Source organism: Bradyrhizobium betae, from assembly GCF_008932115.1.
In the GTDB taxonomy this organism is placed as follows: domain Bacteria; phylum Pseudomonadota; class Alphaproteobacteria; order Rhizobiales; family Xanthobacteraceae; genus Bradyrhizobium; species Bradyrhizobium betae.
This window is the reverse complement of the sequence record NZ_CP044543.1, coordinates 3,013,406-3,032,689: the sequence shown is the minus strand read 5'-3', so window position 1 is coordinate 3,032,689 and position 19,284 is coordinate 3,013,406. Positions and strand designations below refer to the sequence as shown.

The window sequence follows — 19,284 nt, the reverse complement described above, 5'->3', positions numbered from 1 at the left end:
TTAGCGCTTCGTCAGGCCCTTGCCCTGCATGCGCCAGACCAGGAGATCGATGCGGTCCTGGCCGAAGAACGGTTCGTTCTCGAAGACGAAAGTCGGCACGCCCCAATGGCCTGATGCCGCGTGGTCTTTTTCGTTCTCCGCGATCACCTGCTCGTAGCGATCGGCATCAGCGGTGATCGCGGCATCCATCGCGGCGAGGTCGAAGCCGGCCTTCTCGGCGGCGCGGGCGAGATGATCGCCCTCGTTCCATCCCGCCACTGAGCCGTCCCAGAGCACGCGCGCGATCGCGGCTGTGAATTCGAGCGAGCGGCCTTCGAGCTGCGCCATGGCGCCGAGCCGGGTCAGGCGGTGGATGTAGGGCTGCTCGGCCGCGACATCGAACGTCACCTTGTCCTGGACGATCGGATCGGGCCTCGGAAAGCGAAACGGGATGCCCTCGTGCTGCGCCACGCGCGTACTGTCGAGCACCACATAGCGAATGAAGTTCGGGCTGGCCTTCTTGAAGAAGCCGGGCACGCGGACAGCGAGCGGATAGACCGGCCGCAGATTCACTGCGAGGTCATAGTCTTCGACGAGCTTCAGCGTCTTCGGCAGCGCCAGATAGCTGAACGGGCTGCGGAAGGAGAAGAAGAGGTCGACGGACAGCGTCATCGGGCCGGCTCCACGATGCGGCCCATCATGCTGCGGACCACGAGTTTGTGAAAGGGTGTGATCAGGGTGAGATAGGTGCGTCCGAGCAGATTATGCGTCCGTACCAGCGTGGTCGAGGTCACCCGGCGGTCCGCCGCCGTGCCCGCGACATCGACCACGATGCGGAAATCGAGGTGGGAATCGTCAAAGCCCGCGACCAGCCGCTCCGGCGTCTCGCTCAGCACCGGAAACAGCCCGATCAGCCCGCCGGGCGCATACGCGCCTTCGCCCGAAGTTTTCAGCCCGAACGGCGTCACCAGGATGTTGCGCAGGCGTGTCAGCGCATCGATCCAGCGCGGTCCGTGCAGCACCATCCGTGTGCAGGCCTCGCGCGCATTCACGGCCGCTGCGCCGATCTCGACGCGAAACGCGTCGATGAATTGCGCGCCGGCCAGCACGGCACCGGCATCGACCTCAGGCGTGACTTCGCGGACTGTCCCGATCATGCCGCCAATTTGCGCGTCAGCATCCGGAAGCGCAAGATCAGAAGGCCTGCATAGACGAACGTGCCGATCGAGAATCCGATCCAGACGCCCACCGCGCCAAGATGGGCGTTGAAAGCCAGCACCCAGCTGATCGGAAACGCGACGCACCAATAGCCGATCGCCGCGAACACCAGCGTCATCCTGGTGTCATTGATGCCGCGCAGCGCGCCACCCACGATGGTCTGGAGGCCGTCGGCGATGAAGAAGGTCGCACCGACCAGCAGCAGCGTCGCCGTCAGCTCGACCGTTGCCGCGCTGGTCTCGCCGCGGCCGAAGAACAGCCGCCCGAGCTCGTATCGGCCGAGGATGATGGCGACGGTCAGCGCGGAGACGAACGCGATGCCAAGAAAAGCTGCGACGATGCCTGCGCGCCGCACCGCGACCGGGTCGTTGCGGCCGAACGCATGGCCGACCCGCACCGTCGCGGCCATGCCGATGCCGAGCGGGACCATGAACAGTACGGCCGTGACCTGGAGCGCGATCTGGTGCGCGGCGAGCGCCGCTGTCGAGATCAATCCCATCAGCAGTGCGGCAGATGAGAACAGGCCGTATTCCAGCAGCAGCGAAAACGAGATCGGCGCTCCGATCGCGACGAGCTGCCGCATCAGGGGCCAGTCGATCCGCCACAGCCGCGCAAGCGGCTGGTAATCGGCAAAAGGCTTTCGCCATGCGGCGATGGCCAGCACGGCAAGAAAGGTGCCGAGATTGACCAGCGTGGTCGCAAGCCCCGCGCCGAACAGGCCGAGCTCCGGCAGGCCGAACAGGCCGTGGATCAGGACATAGACCAGCCCGGCATTGACGGGGATCGCCGCGAGCGTGATCCACAGCGGCGCCTGCGGCCGGTTCACCGCGCTCATCATGCTGCGCAGCGCGATGAAGCCGAGCGCCGGCGCGATGCCCCAGGCCAGCCCGTTCAGATAGCGCTGGGCGAGCGCGGCCGACTGCGGCGCCTGGCCGAGCGCAAGCAGGATCTTTTCGCCGTAGAGCGGCGAAGCCATCATCGGCAGCGAGACCAGGAGCGAGACCCACAGCCCGATGCGCAAGGCGTGTCGAAGCCGTTTGACGTCGCCCGCGCCAAACGCCTGTGCGGCCAGCGGCGATACCGCCGTCACCAGCCCGAGCCCGAAAGTGAAGCTGACGAAATAGACCGTATGCGCCAGCGCGGCCGCGGCGACCGCGTCCTCGCCGAGCCTACCGATCATCGCGAGGTCGGTCGTGATCATCGCGATCTGCCCGAGCTGCGTCAGCATCATCGGCACGGCCAGCCGCAGCGTCAGGGCGAACTCGTCGGCGAGATGATTCGGCGGCACGCCGGCCTGCGGCTGCGATTGATGTTGGACGGTGTCGAGCATGGCGGCTCAATAGCACGGCGAGGCGCCGAAAACATGGCCCGTGTCTCTTCCCCTCTCCCCTTGTGGGAGAGGGTGGCTCGCCGCGAAGCGGCGAGACGGGTGAGGGGTATCTATCCGCGACTCGACAGCATTGGACTTGCCGAGCGAACCCCTCATCCGGCGCTTCGCGCCACCTTCTCCCACAAGGGGAGAAGGAAGAAGAACCTCAGCTCTTCCGTTCCGGCACGCGCTTGATCTTCGCACCCAGCGCGTTCAGCCGTTCTTCGATGCGCTCGTAGCCGCGCTCGACCTGGTCGGCGTTGTTGATCGTGGAGGTGCCCTCGGCGCAGACCGCCGCGAGCAGCATCGCCATGCCGGCGCGGATATCGGGCGAGGTCATCGGCGCGCCGCGCAGGCGGCTCGGGCCTGCGATGATGGCGCGGTGCGGATCGCACAGCACGATTCGCGCGCCCATCGCGATCAGCTTGTCGACGAAGAACATCCTGGATTCGAACATCTTCTCGAACATCAGGATCACGCCCTCGCATTGCGTGGCGGTGACGATCGCGATCGACATCAGGTCGGCCGGAAAGGCGGGCCAGGGCTGGTCTTCCAGCTTCGGCACGTGGCCGCCGAAATCGTCCTGGATCTTCAGCGTCTGGTTCGAGGGCACGATGAGATCGTCGCCCTCGACGCGGCAGACGATGCCGAGCCGCTCGAAGCCCATGCGGATCGAGCGCAGATGCTCGACGCCGGCGCGTGTGATGCGAAGCGGCGAGCGCGTCACGGCGGCAAGCCCGATCAGCGAGCCGACCTCGATATGGTCGGGCTGGATCCGGTAGGTGGTGCCGCCCAGCGTCGCCGGACCGTGCACGATCATGGTGTTGGTGCCGATGCCCTCGATCCTGGCGCCGAGCGCGACCAGGAAATTGGCGAGGTCCTGCACATGCGGCTCGGAGGCCGCGTTGCGCAGATAAGTGACGCCGTCGGCGGCCACGGCCGCGACCAGCGCATTCTCGGTCGCGGTGACGCTCGGCTCGTCCAGGAACACGTCGGCCCCGGCGAGCTTGGCCGCGCGGAATTCGAGCCGGTCGGTCGCCGTGACCTTGGCTCCCAGCTGTTCGAGCGCGAGCACATGCGTGTCCAGGCGACGACGTCCGATGACGTCGCCGCCGGGCGGCGGCAGCATCACCTCGCCGCAGCGGGCGAGCAGGGGGCCTGCGAGCAGGATCGAGGCGCGGATGCGCACGCACAGCTCGGGATCGAGGTCGGCGGCGCGGATGCTCTTGGCGTGGATCTGAAGCGTATTGCGCGCGGTCCATTCCGCCGCCGCGCCGACCGAACGGATCAGCTCGACCAGCGTCTCGGTGTCGCGGATCCGCGGCACGTTCTCCAGCGTCACCGGATGCTCGGTGAGCAGGGCGGCGGCGATGATCGGCAGCGCCGAATTCTTGTTGCCGGACGGCTCGATCGAGCCCGAGAGCCGGTGACCGCCCTCGACGATGTACTGGATGGGCGCCACGGGGTTCTCGCTGTCCTGTTGGTGGGCGGTTTCGGGCGGAAACTACAGAGATTTGAGCGCGGTAGCAATTGTGCTGGCCGCGTCGAAGCCGGCCCGTCAGGCCCGGTGAAGCCTAGAACAGCCCGATGATGTTCCCCACCACATAGAGGATTGCGATCAGGATCAGCGCGCCGATCACGACGAAGGATATCTCGATCGCGATGGCGCCGGTGCCGAGCGTCGCGGCCACGGCGGCCAGGAGCCGTTCTTCCCGAAGGATCAGCGCGAGGACCGATAACAGGATGGCGAGGAGGCCGAGCGAGACCGCTGTGATTGATGCTGTCTCGCTCCAGCTTCGTCCGACCGATTTCTCGACCTTTGGGGCCTGATACTCGACGCCCTTCACGTGCGCGATCACGCGGTCCTTGATGCGGTGCCCGGTGTCGACGATGACCTGATCAGCGGGCGGCGGCGGGAACACGATCGGCACGACCCAATGCGGCAACACAGCCGCCATCAGGGCCAGTATGCCTGCAATGCTGCCGATGATGCCGAGCCGGCGGGATGGCACGGCGGAAATGGTCGCGGACGAGCTGGACATGGCATGGCGCTTCCCGGCCGGATCTGGCCTGCGGGTTCATGCCGGTTCGTCGCGACGGCGGAAGGGGAGGTTCAGCGATACCGGGATCGGTCTAGCCGTCATGCCGGGACGTAGGCGAGCGAAGCGACGCCGTCCTTCGGACGGCTACGCCCGGCCATGACGCTGCGGAAGCAGCGAGTCTCAAATATCGATCGTTGCGCTCAGCGAATGTTCCTGGATGAAGTCGCGGCGCGGCTCGACCACGTCGCCCATCAGCTTGGTGAAGATGTCGTCGGCCTCGTCGACCTCCTTGACCTTCACCTGCAGCAGCGAGCGCGCATTGGTGTCCAGCGTCGTTTCCCAGAGCTGCTCCGGGTTCATCTCGCCCAGTCCTTTGTAGCGCTGCAGGGTGATGCCCTTGCGACCGGCGTCGGTGACGGCTTCGAACAGGTCGACCGGGCCGTAGACCATGTGCTCGGCGTCCTTGCGGCGCAGCTTGCCCGGGCGGGCATAAACGTCCTGGAGCTTCACCGTGTACTCGTCGAGCTTGCGGGCTTCGACCGAACCGAGGAAGGCGTCGTCGATGAGGGCGGTTTCCTTGACGCCGCGCACCGTGCGCTCGAACTGGAAGCCCTGGCCTTCGACGTATTGGCCGACCCAGCCGCGCTCGACCTCGTCGGCGAGAGTGTCGAGGCGGGCGGCGATGTATTGCGCGGCCGCGGCGGCTTTCTCCGGGTCGCCGTAGATCGCCTTGTTGAGCACGCCGGTGATGGCGGCCTGCTCGATCACCTTGCGATTGTAGCGGGTGTGCAGGCTGCGCAGGATGCCGCGGACGGCGCGGGCGTCGTCGATCAGCGAACGCAGATCGCGGCCGGTGCGATCGCCGCCGTTGCCCGGAATGTAGACGCAGTCGTCGAGCCCGGTGTCGATCAGATAATCCTCCAGCGCCCGCTCGTCCTTGAGGTACTGCTCGGACTTGCCGCGGTTGACCTTATAGAGCGGCGGCTGGGCGATATAGAGATAGCCGCCGTCGATGATGTCGCGCATCTGGCGGTAGAAGAAGGTGAGCAGCAGCGTGCGGATGTGGGCGCCGTCGACGTCGGCGTCCGTCATCACGATGATCTTGTGATAGCGCAGCTTCTCGATCGAGAACTCGTCGCTGATGCCGGTGCCGAGCGCGGTGATCAGCGTGCCGATCTGCTCGCTTCCCAGCATCTTGTCGGGACGCACGCGCTCCACGTTGAGGATCTTGCCGCGCAGCGGCAGCACAGCCTGGAATTCACGGTTGCGGCCCTGCTTGGCGCTGCCGCCTGCCGAGTCGCCCTCGACGATGAAGAGCTCGGATTTCGCGGGGTCCTTTTCCTGGCAGTCGGCGAGCTTGCCGGGCAACGAGGAGACCGAGAGCGGGCTCTTGCGCGTCAGCTCGCGCGCCTTTCGCGCAGCTTCACGCGCGGCGGCGGCCTGGATCACCTTGCCGACGATCATCTTGGCTTCGCCGGGATGCTCCTCGAACCAGGCCTGGAGCGCCTCGTTGAGGACGTTCTCGACCACGGGACGCACTTCCGAGGACACCAGCTTGTCCTTGGTCTGCGACGAGAATTTCGGATCGGGCACCTTCACCGACAGCACGGCGGTGAGGCCTTCGCGGCAGTCGTCGCCGGTCAGCGCGATCTTTTCCTTCTTGGCGTGGGCCTCGGCATAACCGTTGACCTGGCGCGTCAGCGCGCCGCGGAAACCGGCCAGATGGGTGCCGCCATCACGCTGCGGAATGTTGTTGGTGAAGCACAGTACGTTCTCGTGGTAGCTGTCGTTCCACCACAACGCGGCCTCGACGCCGATGCCGTTGGCTTCCGCGCGCACCATGATCGGCGCCGGCACGATCGCCTTCTTGTTGCGGTCGAGATATTTGACGAATTCCTCGACGCCGCCCGAATAGTGCATCTCCTCGCGCTTCTCGACCGCGTGACGCATGTCGGAGAGCGCGATGTTGACGCCGGAATTGAGGAAGGCGAGCTCGCGCAGCCGGTGCTCCAGCGTGGCGAAATCATATTCGATGTTCTTGAAGGTTTCCGTCGAGGCCTGGAACGTCACCTCGGTGCCGCGCCGGCCCGGTGCATCGCCGACCACAACGAGCGGTGCGACCGCATCGCCATGGGCGAATTCGATGTAATGCTCCTTGTTGTCGCGCCAGATGCGCAGGCCGAGCTTGCTCGACAGCGCGTTGACGACGGAGACGCCGACGCCGTGCAGGCCGCCGGAGACCTTGTAGGAGTTCTGGTCGAACTTTCCGCCGGCATGGAGCTGGGTCATGATGACCTCGGCCGCCGAGATGCCTTCGCCCTTGTGGATGTCGACGGGAATGCCGCGGCCGTCGTCGCGCACGGTGACGGAATTGTCGGCGTTTAGGATCACGTCGACGCGCGTGGCGTGGCCCGCGAGCGCTTCGTCGATCGCGTTGTCGACGACCTCGTAGACCATGTGGTGCAGGCCGGAGCCGTCGTCGGTGTCGCCGATATACATGCCCGGGCGCTTGCGGACCGCGTCGAGACCCTTGAGCACGCGGATCGATTCCGCCCCGTAATCGCTTGGATTTGAGGGCTCGTTTTCGGCAGGCGTCTGCCGAGCAGGTTCTGTCATGAGAGGCCTTCGAGATGTCGCCCGAATCAGCCGCGCAAAAGGCGCTGATTTGCAGGCTATTTGTGCCATGAAAGACAGCTTGCGCCTAGCGCAAAGTATCCTCTGGCAACCCTTTGATCAAATAGGGGTTTTTTGCCGGTTTTCAAGGCTTTCGGAGGCCGTTTTTGGGCGCTGCAAAAAGCGCGATTCGCTAGGCTGTTTTGGCTCGCCCGGAGGCGTGGATTTTGCGGGGCGGACGGGTGGTTCCGGGGACGCAGGTTCAATACAGCTGGAGCGGTGACCATGCCTCGCCGTCGCGCCCGACCGTAAGCTCCCAGGTGTCGCCGGCAGCGAAGGTGAGGATGTTGGTGGTGACCGCATGGCCGGGAACGCTCAGTTCGTAGGAATATCGGCCGGGCGGCAGATCCAGCGCCACCGCGTTGGCGCCGCCCGCGCGCCGGATGGTTCGCTCGTGGATCGTGAGCACCGCTTCGGTCTCGCCGATATTGCTGAACACCACTTTGGCCTGGCCCGGCTCGGGCATGACGTTCGCCCTGGTCGCCGTATCGGCATTCTTCTGCACGAGATTGACCATTGTGCTGTTGTCCTTGCGGTGCAGCTCCAGCGCCGCCGGCCCCAGCGGGGAGACGAAGGCGAGCTGCACGCGATCGGCGGCGATCACCGCGCCATCGGTCTTTTCCTGCCAGCCGAGCTTGCCGAGCTCGGTGCGGTAAAAGGCGAGCACGTCACTGATTCCAGCGGGCACGGTGGCGTCCAGCCTGGTGCGCAGCGGCGCTTCGATGCCGCTCGTCACCGTGGTGTGGATTCCCCTGTAGCTGTAGCGGGTCGGCGCGGGCAGCTTGGCGTCGGGATCCGGCGTGAGTTCGGCCGAAAACAGCGCCGACAGATGCGGCACCCACGCGCTCGCGCTGGCGGTGAGCGTGCAGCTCGCGAGAAATACGAGCCCGCACGCAAACGCCAGCCATCGTGCCGAGGCTTGCGCCCCGGGCGTTACCGTCCGCATCTCACTCTCCAGGGATATCGCGCGTCATCTCATCGCGAGGCCAGCGGCTGCGACACCGTCGCGCGGCCTCTGGAACTAGTCGTGAGGAGAATGGGGCAGGTTCAATGGCGGCGGTTCGACATCCGTCCGCTCTCGACGTCAAAAACCTCGCTTCCGGCGCCGATCTCGGCGAAGGCGGCGGGGTCCGCGCCCGTCAGCCACACCTGTGCGCCGAGCTTGCGCAGCTCGTCGAACAGCGCGGCGCGCCGGTTCGGATCGAGATGGGCAACGACCTCGTCGAGCAGCAGCAGCGGCACGATGCCGGTCATCTCGGCGACCAGCGTCGCATGCGCCAGCACGAGGCCGATCAGCAGCGCCTTCTGCTCGCCGGTCGAGGCGTCGCGCGCCGGCATGCTCTTGGGTGCGTAGATCACCTGGAGGTCGGTGAGGTGCGGGCCGTCGGTGGTGCGGCCGGCGATGGCGTCGCGCGGGCGGTTGTCGCGCAGGATCTGGCGGTAGCGGTCCTCGACCGAGGTCGCGGTCTCGGTCAGCAGCGCGTTCTCCATCCAGCCGTCGAGCGCGATCTGCGCCGACGGAAAGGCCGAGGCCTGCGCGCGCGTATTGAGCATGCCGGTCAGCCGCGCCGCGGTCTGGCCGCGGGTCGCGGCGACCGCGACCGCAAGCTCCGCGGTCTCGCGCTCGATCGCGTCACACCAATGGTCGTCGTAATTGCGCGTCTCGAGCAGGCGGTTGCGCGAGCGCAGCGAACGCTCGAGCGCGTTGATGCGGCTGGAATGCTCGTTGTCGATGGCCAGCACCAGGCGGTCGAAGAAGCGCCGCCGCTCCGAGCCCGCGCCCATGAACAGCCCGTCCATCGCCGGCGTCAGCCACACCATGCGGATGTGGTCGCCGAAGGCTGTCGCCGAATTGACCGGCTCGCGGTCGATGCGGCAGCGCCGGCTGACTGCGGCATCTGCCCGCGGCGGATCGATGCCGGTGCCGAGCGTGGCCAGCCCCAGCGCGCCCTCGACCTGCGCGGAGACCGCCCAGGAGCCGTCGCCCTGGTTGTCGGCGACGTCTTCCAGCGTGGCGCGCCGTAGGCCGCGGCCCGGCGACAGGAACGAGATCGCCTCGATGCAATTGGTCTTGCCCGCCCCGTTCGGCCCGACCAGCGCCACCATGTCAGCCGCCGTCTCGAGCCCCGCCGCCCGGTAATTGCGAAAATGCGTCAGCGTCAGGCGATGGATGCGGGAGGGGGTCATCAGCTGTTCGTTATGGCGCGATTCTTCCCCTCTCCCCTTGTGGGAGAGGGTGGCGCCTCACGAAGTGAGGCGACGGGTGAGGGGTATGTTACCGCCCGGCAAGCTTTGCAAGGATGTCCTCCAATACAGAAGCGGGCTGCTGCAGCACGTCGTTGTTCCAGTATCGGGCTATCGAGAAACCTTCCGCGGAAATCGCGGCGTCCCGAATTGCATCACGTTGCGCTTCCGCGTGCTGACTTCCGTCGATCTCGATGACAAGATGCGTCTCGAAGCAGACGAAGTCGAGAATATAGGTCTTGAACGGGACTTGCCGGCGAAACTTGAAGGCGGAGAGTTGACGGTGCCTGAGCAGGCGCCACATGGCCGCTTCCGCATCAGTCGGTTCACGACGCATGTTCTTCGCAAATTGGCGGAGACGCTTGGCGACCGGCCGATGGGATGGCTCCTGCGGCACGAACCCCTCACCCGACTGAGTGTGTATTAGCCAGCGGAGATGCCCTCTCCCACAAGGGGAGAGGGCTCAGCAACGTGCATCGCGCTTGTTTCGACAGGGACAGCTGCAGCTTCACCCTCTCCCCTTGTGGGAGAGGGTGGCTTCGCGCAGCGAAGCCGGGTGAGGGGTTGTCTCCACATAGCTGGTGTCGCGAGAGGAGGAACACCCCTCACACCCGCATCGGCATCAGCACGTACAGTGCGCTCTTGTCGTCGCGGTCCTGCACAAGTGTGGGCGAGCCGGGGTCGGCGAGCCTCAGCGTGGCGACGTCGCCTTCGATCTGGGCGGCGATGTCGAGCAGGTAGCGGGAGTTGAAGCCGATATCGAGGGCGTCGGAGGCGTATTCGACCTCGAGCTCTTCGGTGGCGCTGCCGGAATCCGGATTGGTCACCGACAGCACCAGCTTGCCCGGCGACAGCGACAGCTTCACCGCCCGCCCGCGCTCGCTGGAGATCGTGGAAACGCGGTCGACCGCGTTCTCGAAATCCTTCTTGTCGACGACGAGCTCCTTGTCGTTGCCCTGCGGGATGACGCGGCCATAATCGGGGAAGGTGCCGTCGATCAGCTTCGAGGTCAGCACCACATTGCCGATGGTGAAGCGGATCTTGGCTTGCGACAGCTCGATCGTGACCTCGGCCTCGGCATCCTCGATCAGGCGCTGCACCTCGCCGACGGTCTTGCGCGGCACGATCACGCCGGGCATGCCCTCGGCGCCCTTGGGCTGGACCAGGTCGAGCTGGGCGAGGCGGTGGCCGTCGGTGGCGACGCCGCGCAGGGTTGCCGCCGTCGTGGTGCCGGCGGCGTGCAGATAGATGCCGTTGAGATAGTAGCGCGTCTCCTCCGTCGAGATCGCGAACTGGGTGCGGTCGATCAGCCGCTTGACGTCCTTGGCCGCGAGGTTGAACGAGTGCGACATGTCGCCGGCGGCGAGATCCGGGAAATCATTCTCCGGCAGGGTCTGCAGCGTGAAGCGCGAGCGGCCGGCGCGGATCGCCAGCACGGCGCGGTCGCCGTCGGCCTCCAGCACGATCTGCGAGCCATCGGGCAGCTTGCGCACGATGTCATAGAACATGTGCGCCGGCACGGTGGTGGAGCCTGCGGTCGCGGTCTCCGCAGGCAGCGTCTCCGTCACCTCGAGGTCGAGATCGGTCGCCTTCAGCGACAGTTTCGTGTTCTCGGCGCGGACCAGCACGTTGCCGAGGATCGGGATCGTGTTCCGGCGCTCGACCACGCGGTGGACATGACCCAGCGACTTCAGGAGTTGCGCGCGCTCGACCGTAACTTTCATTGCACTACTCGCCCGATCCCCAAGAAAACCCAAATTTGGAAAAGCCGGGCGGCGGGACGCGCGCCACGGTACCGAAGACCCCGAAAAGCCGGATCATCCAACCGATATGACCAAAGCCGTCAGGGTCGCGCAAGGTGGCTCGGATGGCCCCCGGATTCAAGGGATCGGGGGGCAGTTCCGCACGATTCCCACGATTTACCGCCCCAATGAGAACCGCCGCCCAGGCATGGCCGGGGCGGCGGGAGAATGGCAGCAGCACCAGGCGTTTATTCCTGAAGCTGGCGCTTCAGCGCCTCGACTTCGTCTGACAGCGCGGTGTCCTTGGAGACCAGTGCCTCGATCTTGCGCACGGCGTGCAGCACCGTGGTGTGGTCGCGCCCGCCGAAGCGGCGGCCGATCTCGGGGAGCGAACGCAGGGTCAGCGTCTTGGCGAGGTACATCGCCACCTGGCGCGGACGGACCACGTTGGCGGTGCGGCGCGAGGACAACAGGTCGGAGCGGCTGACATTATACTGCCGCGCCACCACGCGCTGGATGTCCTCGATCTTGATCCGCTTCGGCTCCTGCGGGCGGATCAGATCGCGCACCTCGTGCTCGGCCATCTCCAGCGTCACCGGCCGGTTGTTGAGTTTCGAATGCGCCAGCAGGCGGTTGATCGCGCCTTCCAGATCCCTGCCGTTATGGGTGATGGCGCGGGCCAGATAGGTCAGCACCTCCTCGGGCACCTCGAACGTCGCATGATGCGCGCGAGCCGCCGCAACGCGCGACTTGAGAATGCCGTGCCGCAGCTCTTCGCCGAGCGAGCCCATCTCGACCACGAGACCGCCGGCCAGTCGCGAGCGCACGCGATCGTCGAGGCTTTCGAGATCGGACGGCGGACGGTCGGCCGCGATCACGACCTGGCGGCCGGCGTCGATCAGCGCGTTCAGCGTGTGACAGAACTCGGCCTGCGTCGACTTGCCCTGCAGGAACTGCAGATCGTCGATGACGAGCACGTCGATGCCGCGCAGCGCTTCCTTGAAGGCCAGCGCCGTCTGCGTCTTCAGCGCGGCAACGAAGCCGTACATGAATTTCTCCGCGGTGAGATACAGCACCTTGCGCTCGTTGCCGGAATTGCCGGCCCAGGTCACCGCCTGAAGCAGGTGCGTCTTGCCGAGGCCGACGCCGGCATGGATGTAGAGCGGGTTGAACATGACCGGGTCACCGCGACGGCCCTCGGCGACCTGGCGTGCCGCCGCATGTGCCAGTGTGTTGGAGCGGCCGACGACGAAGCTCGCGAAGGTCAGGCGCGGATCGAGCGGCGAGCCGCCGAGCGCGTCATGATTGGCGGAGACCGGCGCGGTCGCGGTCGAGCGCAGCTCGGCGGCGGGTGCGCGGCGCGTCTCGACCGGCGCGGGCGCCTCCTTCGGCTGTGCGACCGGACGCACCGCGGTACGAACGGTGAGATCGATACGGTGCACCTCCGGCATTTCGGCCTGCCAGCACGACAGCACGCGCTCGGCATAATGAGCCTGAATCCAGCTCTTCAGGAAGCGCGTCGGAACCGAGAGCCGCACGCTCTCCTCCTGCACGCCTTCCAGATCCATGCGGGCAAACCAGCTCGTATAGACGTCTTCGCCAACGTTCGAGCGCAGCCGGCTCTTCACGCGTGACCAGCGATCCTGTTCCGATGTGTTCATCGTTTGAAACTTCTACTGAGAGATAAAGTTGCGTTGTGAGCGCCATGCAGGGTCCCTGCCGGGATACCCGAAACGGCGCGACCTCAAAGCGAGTCCATCGTCAGGCATGGCACGACCGTTCGGCGAAAACGCCGCGTCCGATCAGCGATGTCAGAGATGGAGGGGTCGCGAGGTCAGCGCGTACTCGGCGCTCCGTCACACGCGGGAGGCTGGGTGTCCGACGGGTTTAGAACGGCATCGTTGGAATATGAGACTTGTTTCAATACCGCGTTGAGTCCGTAAGACATGATACCTCCCCGTCCTGCCGTGATTGCTCACGGCAAGGTCCTGCGTGTCCTGAAGACAACCACGACCAAAGTCGCTTATGCCCTGCCCGTCTGTACTGTTCGTCCGCCCGGCTGCGCCATCAGTCGTGTCGGGGTAGCTTCGTGACATCTCTCATTTGCGCTTGGTGCGAGCGAGATCGAGAAATCCCGATTGGAGACATTCAGACAAAGAGCTACCGTTCCCACATTGCTATGGGTTTTGAACCGACAATCGCTTGTTGAAGCGCCGCCTACGTGCACACCGCCGCCGATCTGCACGCTCGCCCCGTTTCTAAAACCGCGCTGGTCTCAAGATCGTGGGCGCTGCGAACGACCTAAGGAATACACTATGCGGAAAGACTCGCAACGGAATTGATTCACCTTCGACCGATCTAAAAACTTGACCAGCGTTAACGCCGCGCGGGAGTTGTGCACAGGCTGGCGAGCAAGAGTTTGAATCCGTGCACAGATTCGAAAGCGCCGCGCGTCGTGTGACAATTCTCCGCCAGCGCCAAAAAATTTTTACAAAAGCGTCACGCGCGCGACGCGCCGGCGAGTTTTCCAAATGCTTGTCGGCGCTATGTCGATAAGTTGTTAGCGAGACATCGTTTTTTGAGTCTCGTTTCACAGGGTAACCCGAACGGTGTGCAGGACTCGTGCGCGCGCAAATGCGAGTTAGCCCCGCCCCGCAAGGGTTTCTTGCAGCGCGGTGAGAGTTTCCGCTGTTGCACAAAATCGGCAGGTAAAATTACGGAACGCATCATAGTGCGGACGATGCAAATCTTCCGACCGAAGGATGGGCGTCGCGTGACTGCTTGCGTGAATATGGCAGACAACAAAAAGCCCGGCGTGAAGCCGGGCTGATTGACGAGCGCGATGCTCAATGGGCTCAACCGATCGGATGATCCGACCGGACGGCGCGACGTTACTTCGCGAGCTTGGCGATCTGCGCGGTGAGGCGCGAGACTTTGCGGCTGGCGTTGTTCTTGTGAATGATGTTGCGCTGCGCGGCGCGCATCAGAGCCGGCTCGGCATTCGCCAGCGCCTGGGTCGCGGCGGCGCGATCGCCGGTCTTGATGGCTTCTTCGACAGTGCGCACGACGCCGCGCATCTGGGTGCGGCGCGACTTGTTGACGGCAGTGCGGCGGGCGATCTTGCGCGTCGCTTTCTTGGCGGAGGTAGTATTGGCCATGGTCTCTATATCCTTTGCGGTACCGGTCGCGTCTTGTTCGGGTAGCGCCGGTTGCTTGACCGCTTGATCGACGCTCGGATTTAGGGTGTTCGATTGCTGGGCTGTTCCCGGAACATGAGCGACAGCCTTGCGGGCCGTCTCTGAGGCTCCAAAGAGCCAATAAGCTCAAGGCGCCTGCAACTGCTCAAAGAACAGCGGCGGCAGGATTGCGCCCACCGCCAGTTGGCGCCCTTATAGAGAGGGTCTGCGGCACCGTCAACGCTTTCCCGACCTGGAAACGGGCCTTGGACGCCGAGGGGCGTGCCGTAAAGCCCTGAAGAGGTTGAATTTCTGCCGTCTCCCGGTTATTGGCTGGCGGGGTCTGACGGGTCGTCCGATCGGACGACCAATTGGGGTGAGGCATGATCCGCGGCTTTTTCCGACTGATTGGGCTTTTGCTGCTCGCCGGCGGTTTCATCTTCATGGTCTATGACGGCGCCCGCTGGGTGGCCGACCAGACCCTGCGGTTTACCCGGTTCGGCCAGTTCTGGAACGACATCAATCAGGCCAGCCAGACGGCGTTCCGCGCCTGGGTCGAGGCCAAGGCGCCCTGGCTCTGGACCTCGGTGATCCGCCTGGTGCTGGATCAGCCGGTCTTCGCCGTCCTCGGCATTCTGGGCATCCTCCTGATGATCCTCTTCCGCCCGCGCAAGCCGCTGATCGGCTATTCCCGGGATTGATCCTCAATTCCCACCGGGATTGATCTTCAATTCCCGCCGGGATTGAACTTTCAATTTCCGCGACTGAGCTTTCGCGCCGGCGGCGGCGTAACAGGGCTGCCGCTGCTGACGTAAATGCCTATATTCCCACTTGATCGCGAGCACGCGCCTGAGCCCTTCTTATTGAATTGGCTCGAGCGACGGACAGCTCGTTGCGGAGGCCAATCATGCTGTTCATGCGCAAGACCACCGCATTGCCGAGCGCAACTGAAGCGCTGCCGGGCCGTGCGCAAGCCATTCCGACCGCGACCACCCATTTCGTCAACGGCAGCAAGTTGCAGCCGCCTTATCCCGCCGGCCTCGAGCAGGCCGTGTTCGGGCTTGGCTGCTTCTGGGGCGCCGAGCGAAAGTTCTGGGAGCTCGGCGACGGCATCTACACGACCGCCGTCGGCTATGCCGGCGGCCACACGCCGAACCCGACCTACGAAGAGACCTGCTCGGGGCGCACCGGCCACACCGAAGTGGTGCTGGTCGTGTTCGATCCGAAGAAGATCTCCTACGAGAGATTGCTGAAGACCTTCTGGGAGAGCCACAACCCGACGCAGGGCATGCGCCAGGGCAACGACGTCGGCACGCAATACCGAAGCGCGATCTACACGCATTCCGATGCGCAGAAGAAAGCGGCCGACGAATCCAGGGCGCTCTACCAGAAGGCGCTTGCCGCCAAGGGTCTCGGCACCATCACCACCGAGATCGCGCCCGCCGCCGAATTCTATTTCGCCGAGGACTACCACCAGCAATATCTGGCGAAGAATCCCGCCGGCTATTGCGGGCTCGGCGGCACCGGCGTGTCCTGCCCGATCGGCGCGGGCGTGAGCGCGTAAGTGTAAGACACCAAGGCGTGCTTCTTGCTGACCCTCCCCTGGAGGGGGAGGGTCGCTACGCATGCAGCGAAGCGAAATGCGTAGCGGGGTGGGGTGACAGTCTTTCCACATCGCACACTGCCCGTGTGGAGAGATCACCCCACCCCGCTCGCGCTGCGCGCGATCGACCCTCCCCCTCCAGGGGAGGGTTTGAGCATCCGCCCCTCAACGCTTTATTAACCATAACCAGTGCATCACTGAGGCTGTCTCGTTCCGAGGGATAGGTCCGGTGCCGGTTGCACGCGCGTTTCGATGGTCGATCTCGGCAGGGTTCCTGGCAGCGTCCGCCGCGCTGACCCTTGGCGGCTGCATGCAGACCGCTGGCCCCGTCGCGATGGGGCAGCCGCGCGCCGATCTCGACGCCATGACCTATGGCCAGCCCTACGGCGCGCCGCAGCCGGTCGTCGTTGCCAACAACGGCGGCGGCGCGATCAGCGCGCTGACCAATTCCTTTGCCTCCTCGCCTGCGCCCATGCCGGTCGGTTACGCCGCGCCGATGGGGGTGCCCGTGCGCTATGACGCCTCCTACCATCTCGACGCCGGCGACAAGCTGCGCGTCGTGGTCTACGGCCAGGAAGGCCTCACCAACAGCTACGCCATCGATGCCGGCGGCTCCATCACCATGCCGCTGATCGGTGGCGTGCCCGCACGCGGTCGCACTCCGGCAGGACTCGCCGGTGAAATCGCCGCGCGGCTGCGCAACGGCTACATCCGCGAGCCCTCGGTCGCCGTCGAGGTCGAATCCTATCGGCCGTTCTTCATTCTCGGTGAAGTTTCCGCGCCCGGCCAATATCCCTACGTGCCGAACATGACGGTCGAAAGCGCCGTCGCCATCGCCGGCGGCTTCTCGCCCCGCGCCAAGCGCGACGTGGTCACCGTCACTCACACCGAAGCCGGCGGCTCCATGCGCGCGATGGTGCCGCTCGGCACGCCCCTGAGCCCCGGCGACACCGTGTTCGTCGGCGAGCGCTGGTTCTGACGTATCTCTCCTCTCGTCATTCCGGGGCGCGACATAGTCGCGAGCCCGGAATCCATAACCCCCAATCGTGGTTATGGATTCCGGGCCTGCGCCTATCTGCGCATCCCGGAATGACGGAGAGAGTCGCGCGCCCTACGTCAAATGCTTCGCGAAAAATTCCATGCTGCGCGGCCAGGCAATGTCGGCACTCGCCTTGTCGTAGCTCGGCCGTTCGTCGCAATGGAAGCCGTGCTGGGCGCCGGGATAGATGAAGACCTCGACGTCCGGCCGCTTCGCCTTGACGGTCTCGACATCGGTTAAGGGAATGCCGGAATCCTTCTCGCCGAAATGCAGCTGCGTCGGCGCCTTCGGCGTCTCGTCGGCGAAGCGCACGACGGCGCCGCCATAATAGCCGATCGCGGCCTTCAGGCCGGTCAATCGCGTCGCCGCGACAAAGGCGATGCTGCCGCCGAGGCAAAAGCCGATGATGCCGACCGGGCCGACGCTCTTCACCGCATCGATCGCGGCCTGGGTGTCGCGCAGCATCGCCTCCCAATCCGGACTCGCCACGAACTTGCGCGCTTCGGCGATCTCGTCGGGCGTATAGCCCGACTGGAAGTTGGGCGAGGTGCGGTCGAAGATCGACGGCGCGATCGCGACATAGCCTTCCCCGGCGAGACGGTCGCAGACCGAGCGGATGTGATGATTGACCCCAAAAATCTCCTGGATCACCACCACGGCGCCCTTCGGGCTGCCTGCGGGGTCAGCGCGATAGGCGCCGAGCTGGAAATTGTCGGAGGCCGTCAGCTTGATGTCTTGTCCCACGCGGGTTGTCCTTCTTGGTTGTCGATCCGAAATTCGTGCTCTCACGCCTCATCCTGAGGAGCGCTCCAACGGAGCGCGTCTCGAAGGATAGAGGCCAAGATGCGAGAGCCGGGCCTGCATGGTTCGAGACGGCGCTTTGCGCCTCCTCACCATGAGGATCACTCCCACATCCAGTTCTCGCCGTAGTCCTCTTTCCATCCCGCCAGGCGTCCGTGGCGGAATTGCAGGAACAGGCGGTGGCGATAGGGGATCAGGCCGCTGCCACCGATGTTGCGCAAAGCGAGGTAGATCTCGTTGCCGGGACGGCCCTTCACATATTGCAGCTTCTGGCCGAGGACGCGGGCGGCCTGCTCGGCATCCATGCCGAAGGCGAGCGGCGTATTGTTCGACAAGGTCTCGGCGAATGGCCGGCGCGGCGGCATCGTGCCGAAGGACTCGGCCCGCGCCGACGCAGACATCGCCAGCCACACCGCGCCCGCAGCCAACATCGCCCGCTTCATTGCCCGTGTTCCCGTCCGACCGTGCTATCCCGGCAAGTTCTTCAGGAAAGGCAGCACCGCGTCAACAAAAGCCATGGGCTGATCGATGTTGACGGCGTGTCCGGCCGCGGGGATCACGATTTTTTGCGCGCCGGGGATTTTCGCGGCCATGTAATCGGACGCGGCGAGGAACGGCGTGTCGTCGGCGCCGACCACGATCAGGCAGGGCACCTTGATGTCGGGCAGCAGCTCCATCACGCGGGCATCGCGCTGGGTCAGCATGCCGCGCGCGGCGAGCGCCAATCCGCTGGCGTTGCGATGACTCGCGGAGGCGCGCTCGCGCGTCGCCGATTTCAGCATGTCGAGACCTTCGCGATCCAGCCTGTCGGCGGTTCCCAGCGCCCGGGCGTTCCAGGTCTCGCGGGCGTCGTCCTTCTTGAAGCCGGGGCCGGTGTCGATGATCAGCAGCGCGCGGGCGGCTTGCGGATACGCGCGATAGAAGGCGAGCGACATGTAGCCGCCGAGCGAGAGGCCGCCGATGATGGCGCGCTCCGCGCCGACCGTATCGAGGATGGCCGCCATGTCGCCGACGGTCAGCGCTTCGCTGTAGGCCCTGGGGTCGTCGGGATAGTCGGACTGGCCGTGGCCGCGCATGTCCCACAAGATCAGCGTGTGGTCCTTTGCGAGCGCATCGACCTGCCCGTGCCACATCGCCGAAGTCGAGGAATAGCCGTGAGTGAGCAGCAATGGCGGCCCGTTGCCATGGACTTCGTAATGGATCCCGACGCCGTCCCGATCGATCCTTGGCATTTCGTCCGCCCTTATTGTTCTGGTTGCTGGCTCATCCTAGCCCGCGCGGTTACTCGGAGGAAACTGTCACGATCGCGATGGCACGCATGACTGGCGTGAAGTCCGTTGCGCTGAGTCGCTGCGTTGGTGCGCTTGTCGCGGCGCACAACACTGAGCTGCCGATATT

General features: G+C 65.1%; 18 protein-coding genes. 3 read left to right on the top strand and 15 right to left on the bottom strand.

The features are described from left to right. The 12 genes from F8237_RS14495 to rpsT all read right to left on the bottom strand — a co-directional run bounded on the left by F8237_RS14495 (position 1) and on the right by rpsT (position 14,425). The gene (locus F8237_RS14495; RefSeq protein ID WP_151645580.1) at positions 1 to 651 is read right to left on the bottom strand and encodes a 2-hydroxychromene-2-carboxylate isomerase; all 651 of its coding nucleotides are present in this window, start codon (positions 649 to 651) and stop codon (positions 1 to 3) included. Further along, positions 648 to 1,136 (bottom strand): DUF2867 domain-containing protein, encoded by a 489-nt coding sequence (locus F8237_RS14490; RefSeq protein WP_151645578.1) that lies wholly within the window; start codon positions 1,134 to 1,136, stop codon positions 648 to 650. The genes F8237_RS14495 and F8237_RS14490 overlap by 4 nt, the downstream gene beginning before the upstream one ends. Next, positions 1,133 to 2,527 carry an MATE family efflux transporter gene (locus F8237_RS14485; protein ID WP_151645576.1) on the bottom strand — a complete coding sequence of 465 codons (1,395 nt, stop codon included), beginning with the start codon at positions 2,525 to 2,527 and terminating at the stop codon, positions 1,133 to 1,135. The genes F8237_RS14490 and F8237_RS14485 overlap by 4 nt, the downstream gene beginning before the upstream one ends. 205 nt (positions 2,528 to 2,732) lie before the next feature. Further along, complete coding sequence (gene murA, locus F8237_RS14480; protein WP_151645574.1) at positions 2,733 to 4,028, bottom strand: UDP-N-acetylglucosamine 1-carboxyvinyltransferase; 1,296 nt, start codon at positions 4,026 to 4,028, stop codon at positions 2,733 to 2,735. Positions 4,029 to 4,140: 112 nt separating this feature from the next. Beyond that, complete coding sequence (locus F8237_RS14475) at positions 4,141 to 4,608, bottom strand: hypothetical protein (protein WP_151645572.1); 468 nt, start codon at positions 4,606 to 4,608, stop codon at positions 4,141 to 4,143. A 180-nt stretch (positions 4,609 to 4,788) separates the two neighbouring features. Beyond that, complete coding sequence (gene gyrB, locus F8237_RS14470; RefSeq protein ID WP_151645570.1) at positions 4,789 to 7,224, bottom strand: DNA topoisomerase (ATP-hydrolyzing) subunit B; 2,436 nt, start codon at positions 7,222 to 7,224, stop codon at positions 4,789 to 4,791. Positions 7,225 to 7,483: 259 nt separating this feature from the next. After that, positions 7,484 to 8,227: a hypothetical protein gene (locus tag F8237_RS14465; protein ID WP_151645568.1), complete on the bottom strand. Its 744-nt coding sequence runs from the start codon at positions 8,225 to 8,227 to the stop codon at positions 7,484 to 7,486. A 101-nt stretch (positions 8,228 to 8,328) separates the two neighbouring features. Further along, entirely contained in the window at positions 8,329 to 9,468 is a 1,140-nt protein-coding gene (recF, locus tag F8237_RS14460; RefSeq protein ID WP_151645566.1) for a DNA replication/repair protein RecF, read from the bottom strand. A gap of 88 nt (positions 9,469 to 9,556) precedes the next feature. After that, positions 9,557 to 9,922: an endonuclease domain-containing protein gene (locus F8237_RS14455; RefSeq protein WP_151645564.1), complete on the bottom strand. Its 366-nt coding sequence runs from the start codon at positions 9,920 to 9,922 to the stop codon at positions 9,557 to 9,559. A 208-nt stretch (positions 9,923 to 10,130) separates the two neighbouring features. Next, on the bottom strand, positions 10,131 to 11,249 hold the full coding sequence (dnaN, locus tag F8237_RS14450) for a DNA polymerase III subunit beta (RefSeq protein ID WP_151645562.1): 1,119 nt from the start codon (positions 11,247 to 11,249) through the stop codon (positions 10,131 to 10,133). A 266-nt stretch (positions 11,250 to 11,515) separates the two neighbouring features. Then, a complete protein-coding gene (gene dnaA / locus F8237_RS14445) occupies positions 11,516 to 12,928 on the bottom strand; it encodes a chromosomal replication initiator protein DnaA (RefSeq protein WP_014438647.1) in 1,413 nt (470 codons plus the stop codon). A gap of 1,230 nt (positions 12,929 to 14,158) precedes the next feature. Then, complete coding sequence (gene rpsT, locus F8237_RS14435) at positions 14,159 to 14,425, bottom strand: 30S ribosomal protein S20 (protein ID WP_151645560.1); 267 nt, start codon at positions 14,423 to 14,425, stop codon at positions 14,159 to 14,161. A 401-nt stretch (positions 14,426 to 14,826) separates the two neighbouring features. On the opposite strand from rpsT, the gene F8237_RS14430 reads away from it, so the two are divergent. From F8237_RS14430 to F8237_RS14420, 3 genes are all read left to right on the top strand, one after another. Then, on the top strand, positions 14,827 to 15,144 hold the full coding sequence (locus tag F8237_RS14430) for a hypothetical protein (protein WP_151645558.1): 318 nt from the start codon (positions 14,827 to 14,829) through the stop codon (positions 15,142 to 15,144). A gap of 206 nt (positions 15,145 to 15,350) precedes the next feature. Next, entirely contained in the window at positions 15,351 to 16,007 is a 657-nt protein-coding gene (msrA, locus tag F8237_RS14425; RefSeq protein WP_151645556.1) for a peptide-methionine (S)-S-oxide reductase MsrA, read from the top strand. 268 nt (positions 16,008 to 16,275) lie between these two features. Beyond that, entirely contained in the window at positions 16,276 to 17,025 is a 750-nt protein-coding gene (locus F8237_RS14420; RefSeq protein WP_151645554.1) for a polysaccharide biosynthesis/export family protein, read from the top strand. A gap of 132 nt (positions 17,026 to 17,157) precedes the next feature. On the opposite strand, the gene F8237_RS14415 is transcribed toward F8237_RS14420, so the two are convergent. From F8237_RS14415 to F8237_RS14405, 3 genes are all read right to left on the bottom strand, one after another. Further along, complete coding sequence (locus F8237_RS14415) at positions 17,158 to 17,829, bottom strand: dienelactone hydrolase family protein (protein WP_151645552.1); 672 nt, start codon at positions 17,827 to 17,829, stop codon at positions 17,158 to 17,160. 158 nt (positions 17,830 to 17,987) lie between these two features. Next, complete coding sequence (locus F8237_RS14410) at positions 17,988 to 18,329, bottom strand: hypothetical protein (RefSeq protein WP_151645550.1); 342 nt, start codon at positions 18,327 to 18,329, stop codon at positions 17,988 to 17,990. Positions 18,330 to 18,353: 24 nt separating this feature from the next. After that, positions 18,354 to 19,118 carry an alpha/beta fold hydrolase gene (locus F8237_RS14405; RefSeq protein WP_151645548.1) on the bottom strand — a complete coding sequence of 255 codons (765 nt, stop codon included), beginning with the start codon at positions 19,116 to 19,118 and terminating at the stop codon, positions 18,354 to 18,356. Positions 19,119 to 19,284 lie beyond the last annotated feature (166 nt).

Bases quoted from the DNA above. Each gene is read 5' to 3' on its own strand.
- F8237_RS14495 (WP_151645580.1), bottom strand. From the start codon at position 651: ATGACGCTGTCCGTCGACCTCTTCTTCTCCTTCCGCAGCCCGTTCAGC.
- F8237_RS14490 (WP_151645578.1), bottom strand. From the start codon at position 1,136: ATGATCGGGACAGTCCGCGAAGTCACGCCTGAGGTCGATGCCGGTGCC.
- F8237_RS14485 (WP_151645576.1), bottom strand. From the start codon at position 2,527: ATGCTCGACACCGTCCAACATCAATCGCAGCCGCAGGCCGGCGTGCCG.
- F8237_RS14475 (WP_151645572.1), bottom strand. From the start codon at position 4,608: ATGTCCAGCTCGTCCGCGACCATTTCCGCCGTGCCATCCCGCCGGCTC.
- gyrB (WP_151645570.1), bottom strand. From the start codon at position 7,224: ATGACAGAACCTGCTCGGCAGACGCCTGCCGAAAACGAGCCCTCAAAT.
- F8237_RS14465 (WP_151645568.1), bottom strand. From the start codon at position 8,227: ATGCGGACGGTAACGCCCGGGGCGCAAGCCTCGGCACGATGGCTGGCG.
- recF (WP_151645566.1), bottom strand. From the start codon at position 9,468: ATGACCCCCTCCCGCATCCATCGCCTGACGCTGACGCATTTTCGCAAT.
- dnaN (WP_151645562.1), bottom strand. From the start codon at position 11,249: ATGAAAGTTACGGTCGAGCGCGCGCAACTCCTGAAGTCGCTGGGTCAT.
- dnaA (WP_014438647.1), bottom strand. From the start codon at position 12,928: ATGAACACATCGGAACAGGATCGCTGGTCACGCGTGAAGAGCCGGCTG.
- rpsT (WP_151645560.1), bottom strand. From the start codon at position 14,425: ATGGCCAATACTACCTCCGCCAAGAAAGCGACGCGCAAGATCGCCCGC.
- F8237_RS14430 (WP_151645558.1), top strand. From the start codon at position 14,827: ATGATCCGCGGCTTTTTCCGACTGATTGGGCTTTTGCTGCTCGCCGGC.
- msrA (WP_151645556.1), top strand. From the start codon at position 15,351: ATGCTGTTCATGCGCAAGACCACCGCATTGCCGAGCGCAACTGAAGCG.
- F8237_RS14410 (WP_151645550.1), bottom strand. From the start codon at position 18,329: ATGAAGCGGGCGATGTTGGCTGCGGGCGCGGTGTGGCTGGCGATGTCT.
- F8237_RS14405 (WP_151645548.1), bottom strand. From the start codon at position 19,118: ATGCCAAGGATCGATCGGGACGGCGTCGGGATCCATTACGAAGTCCAT.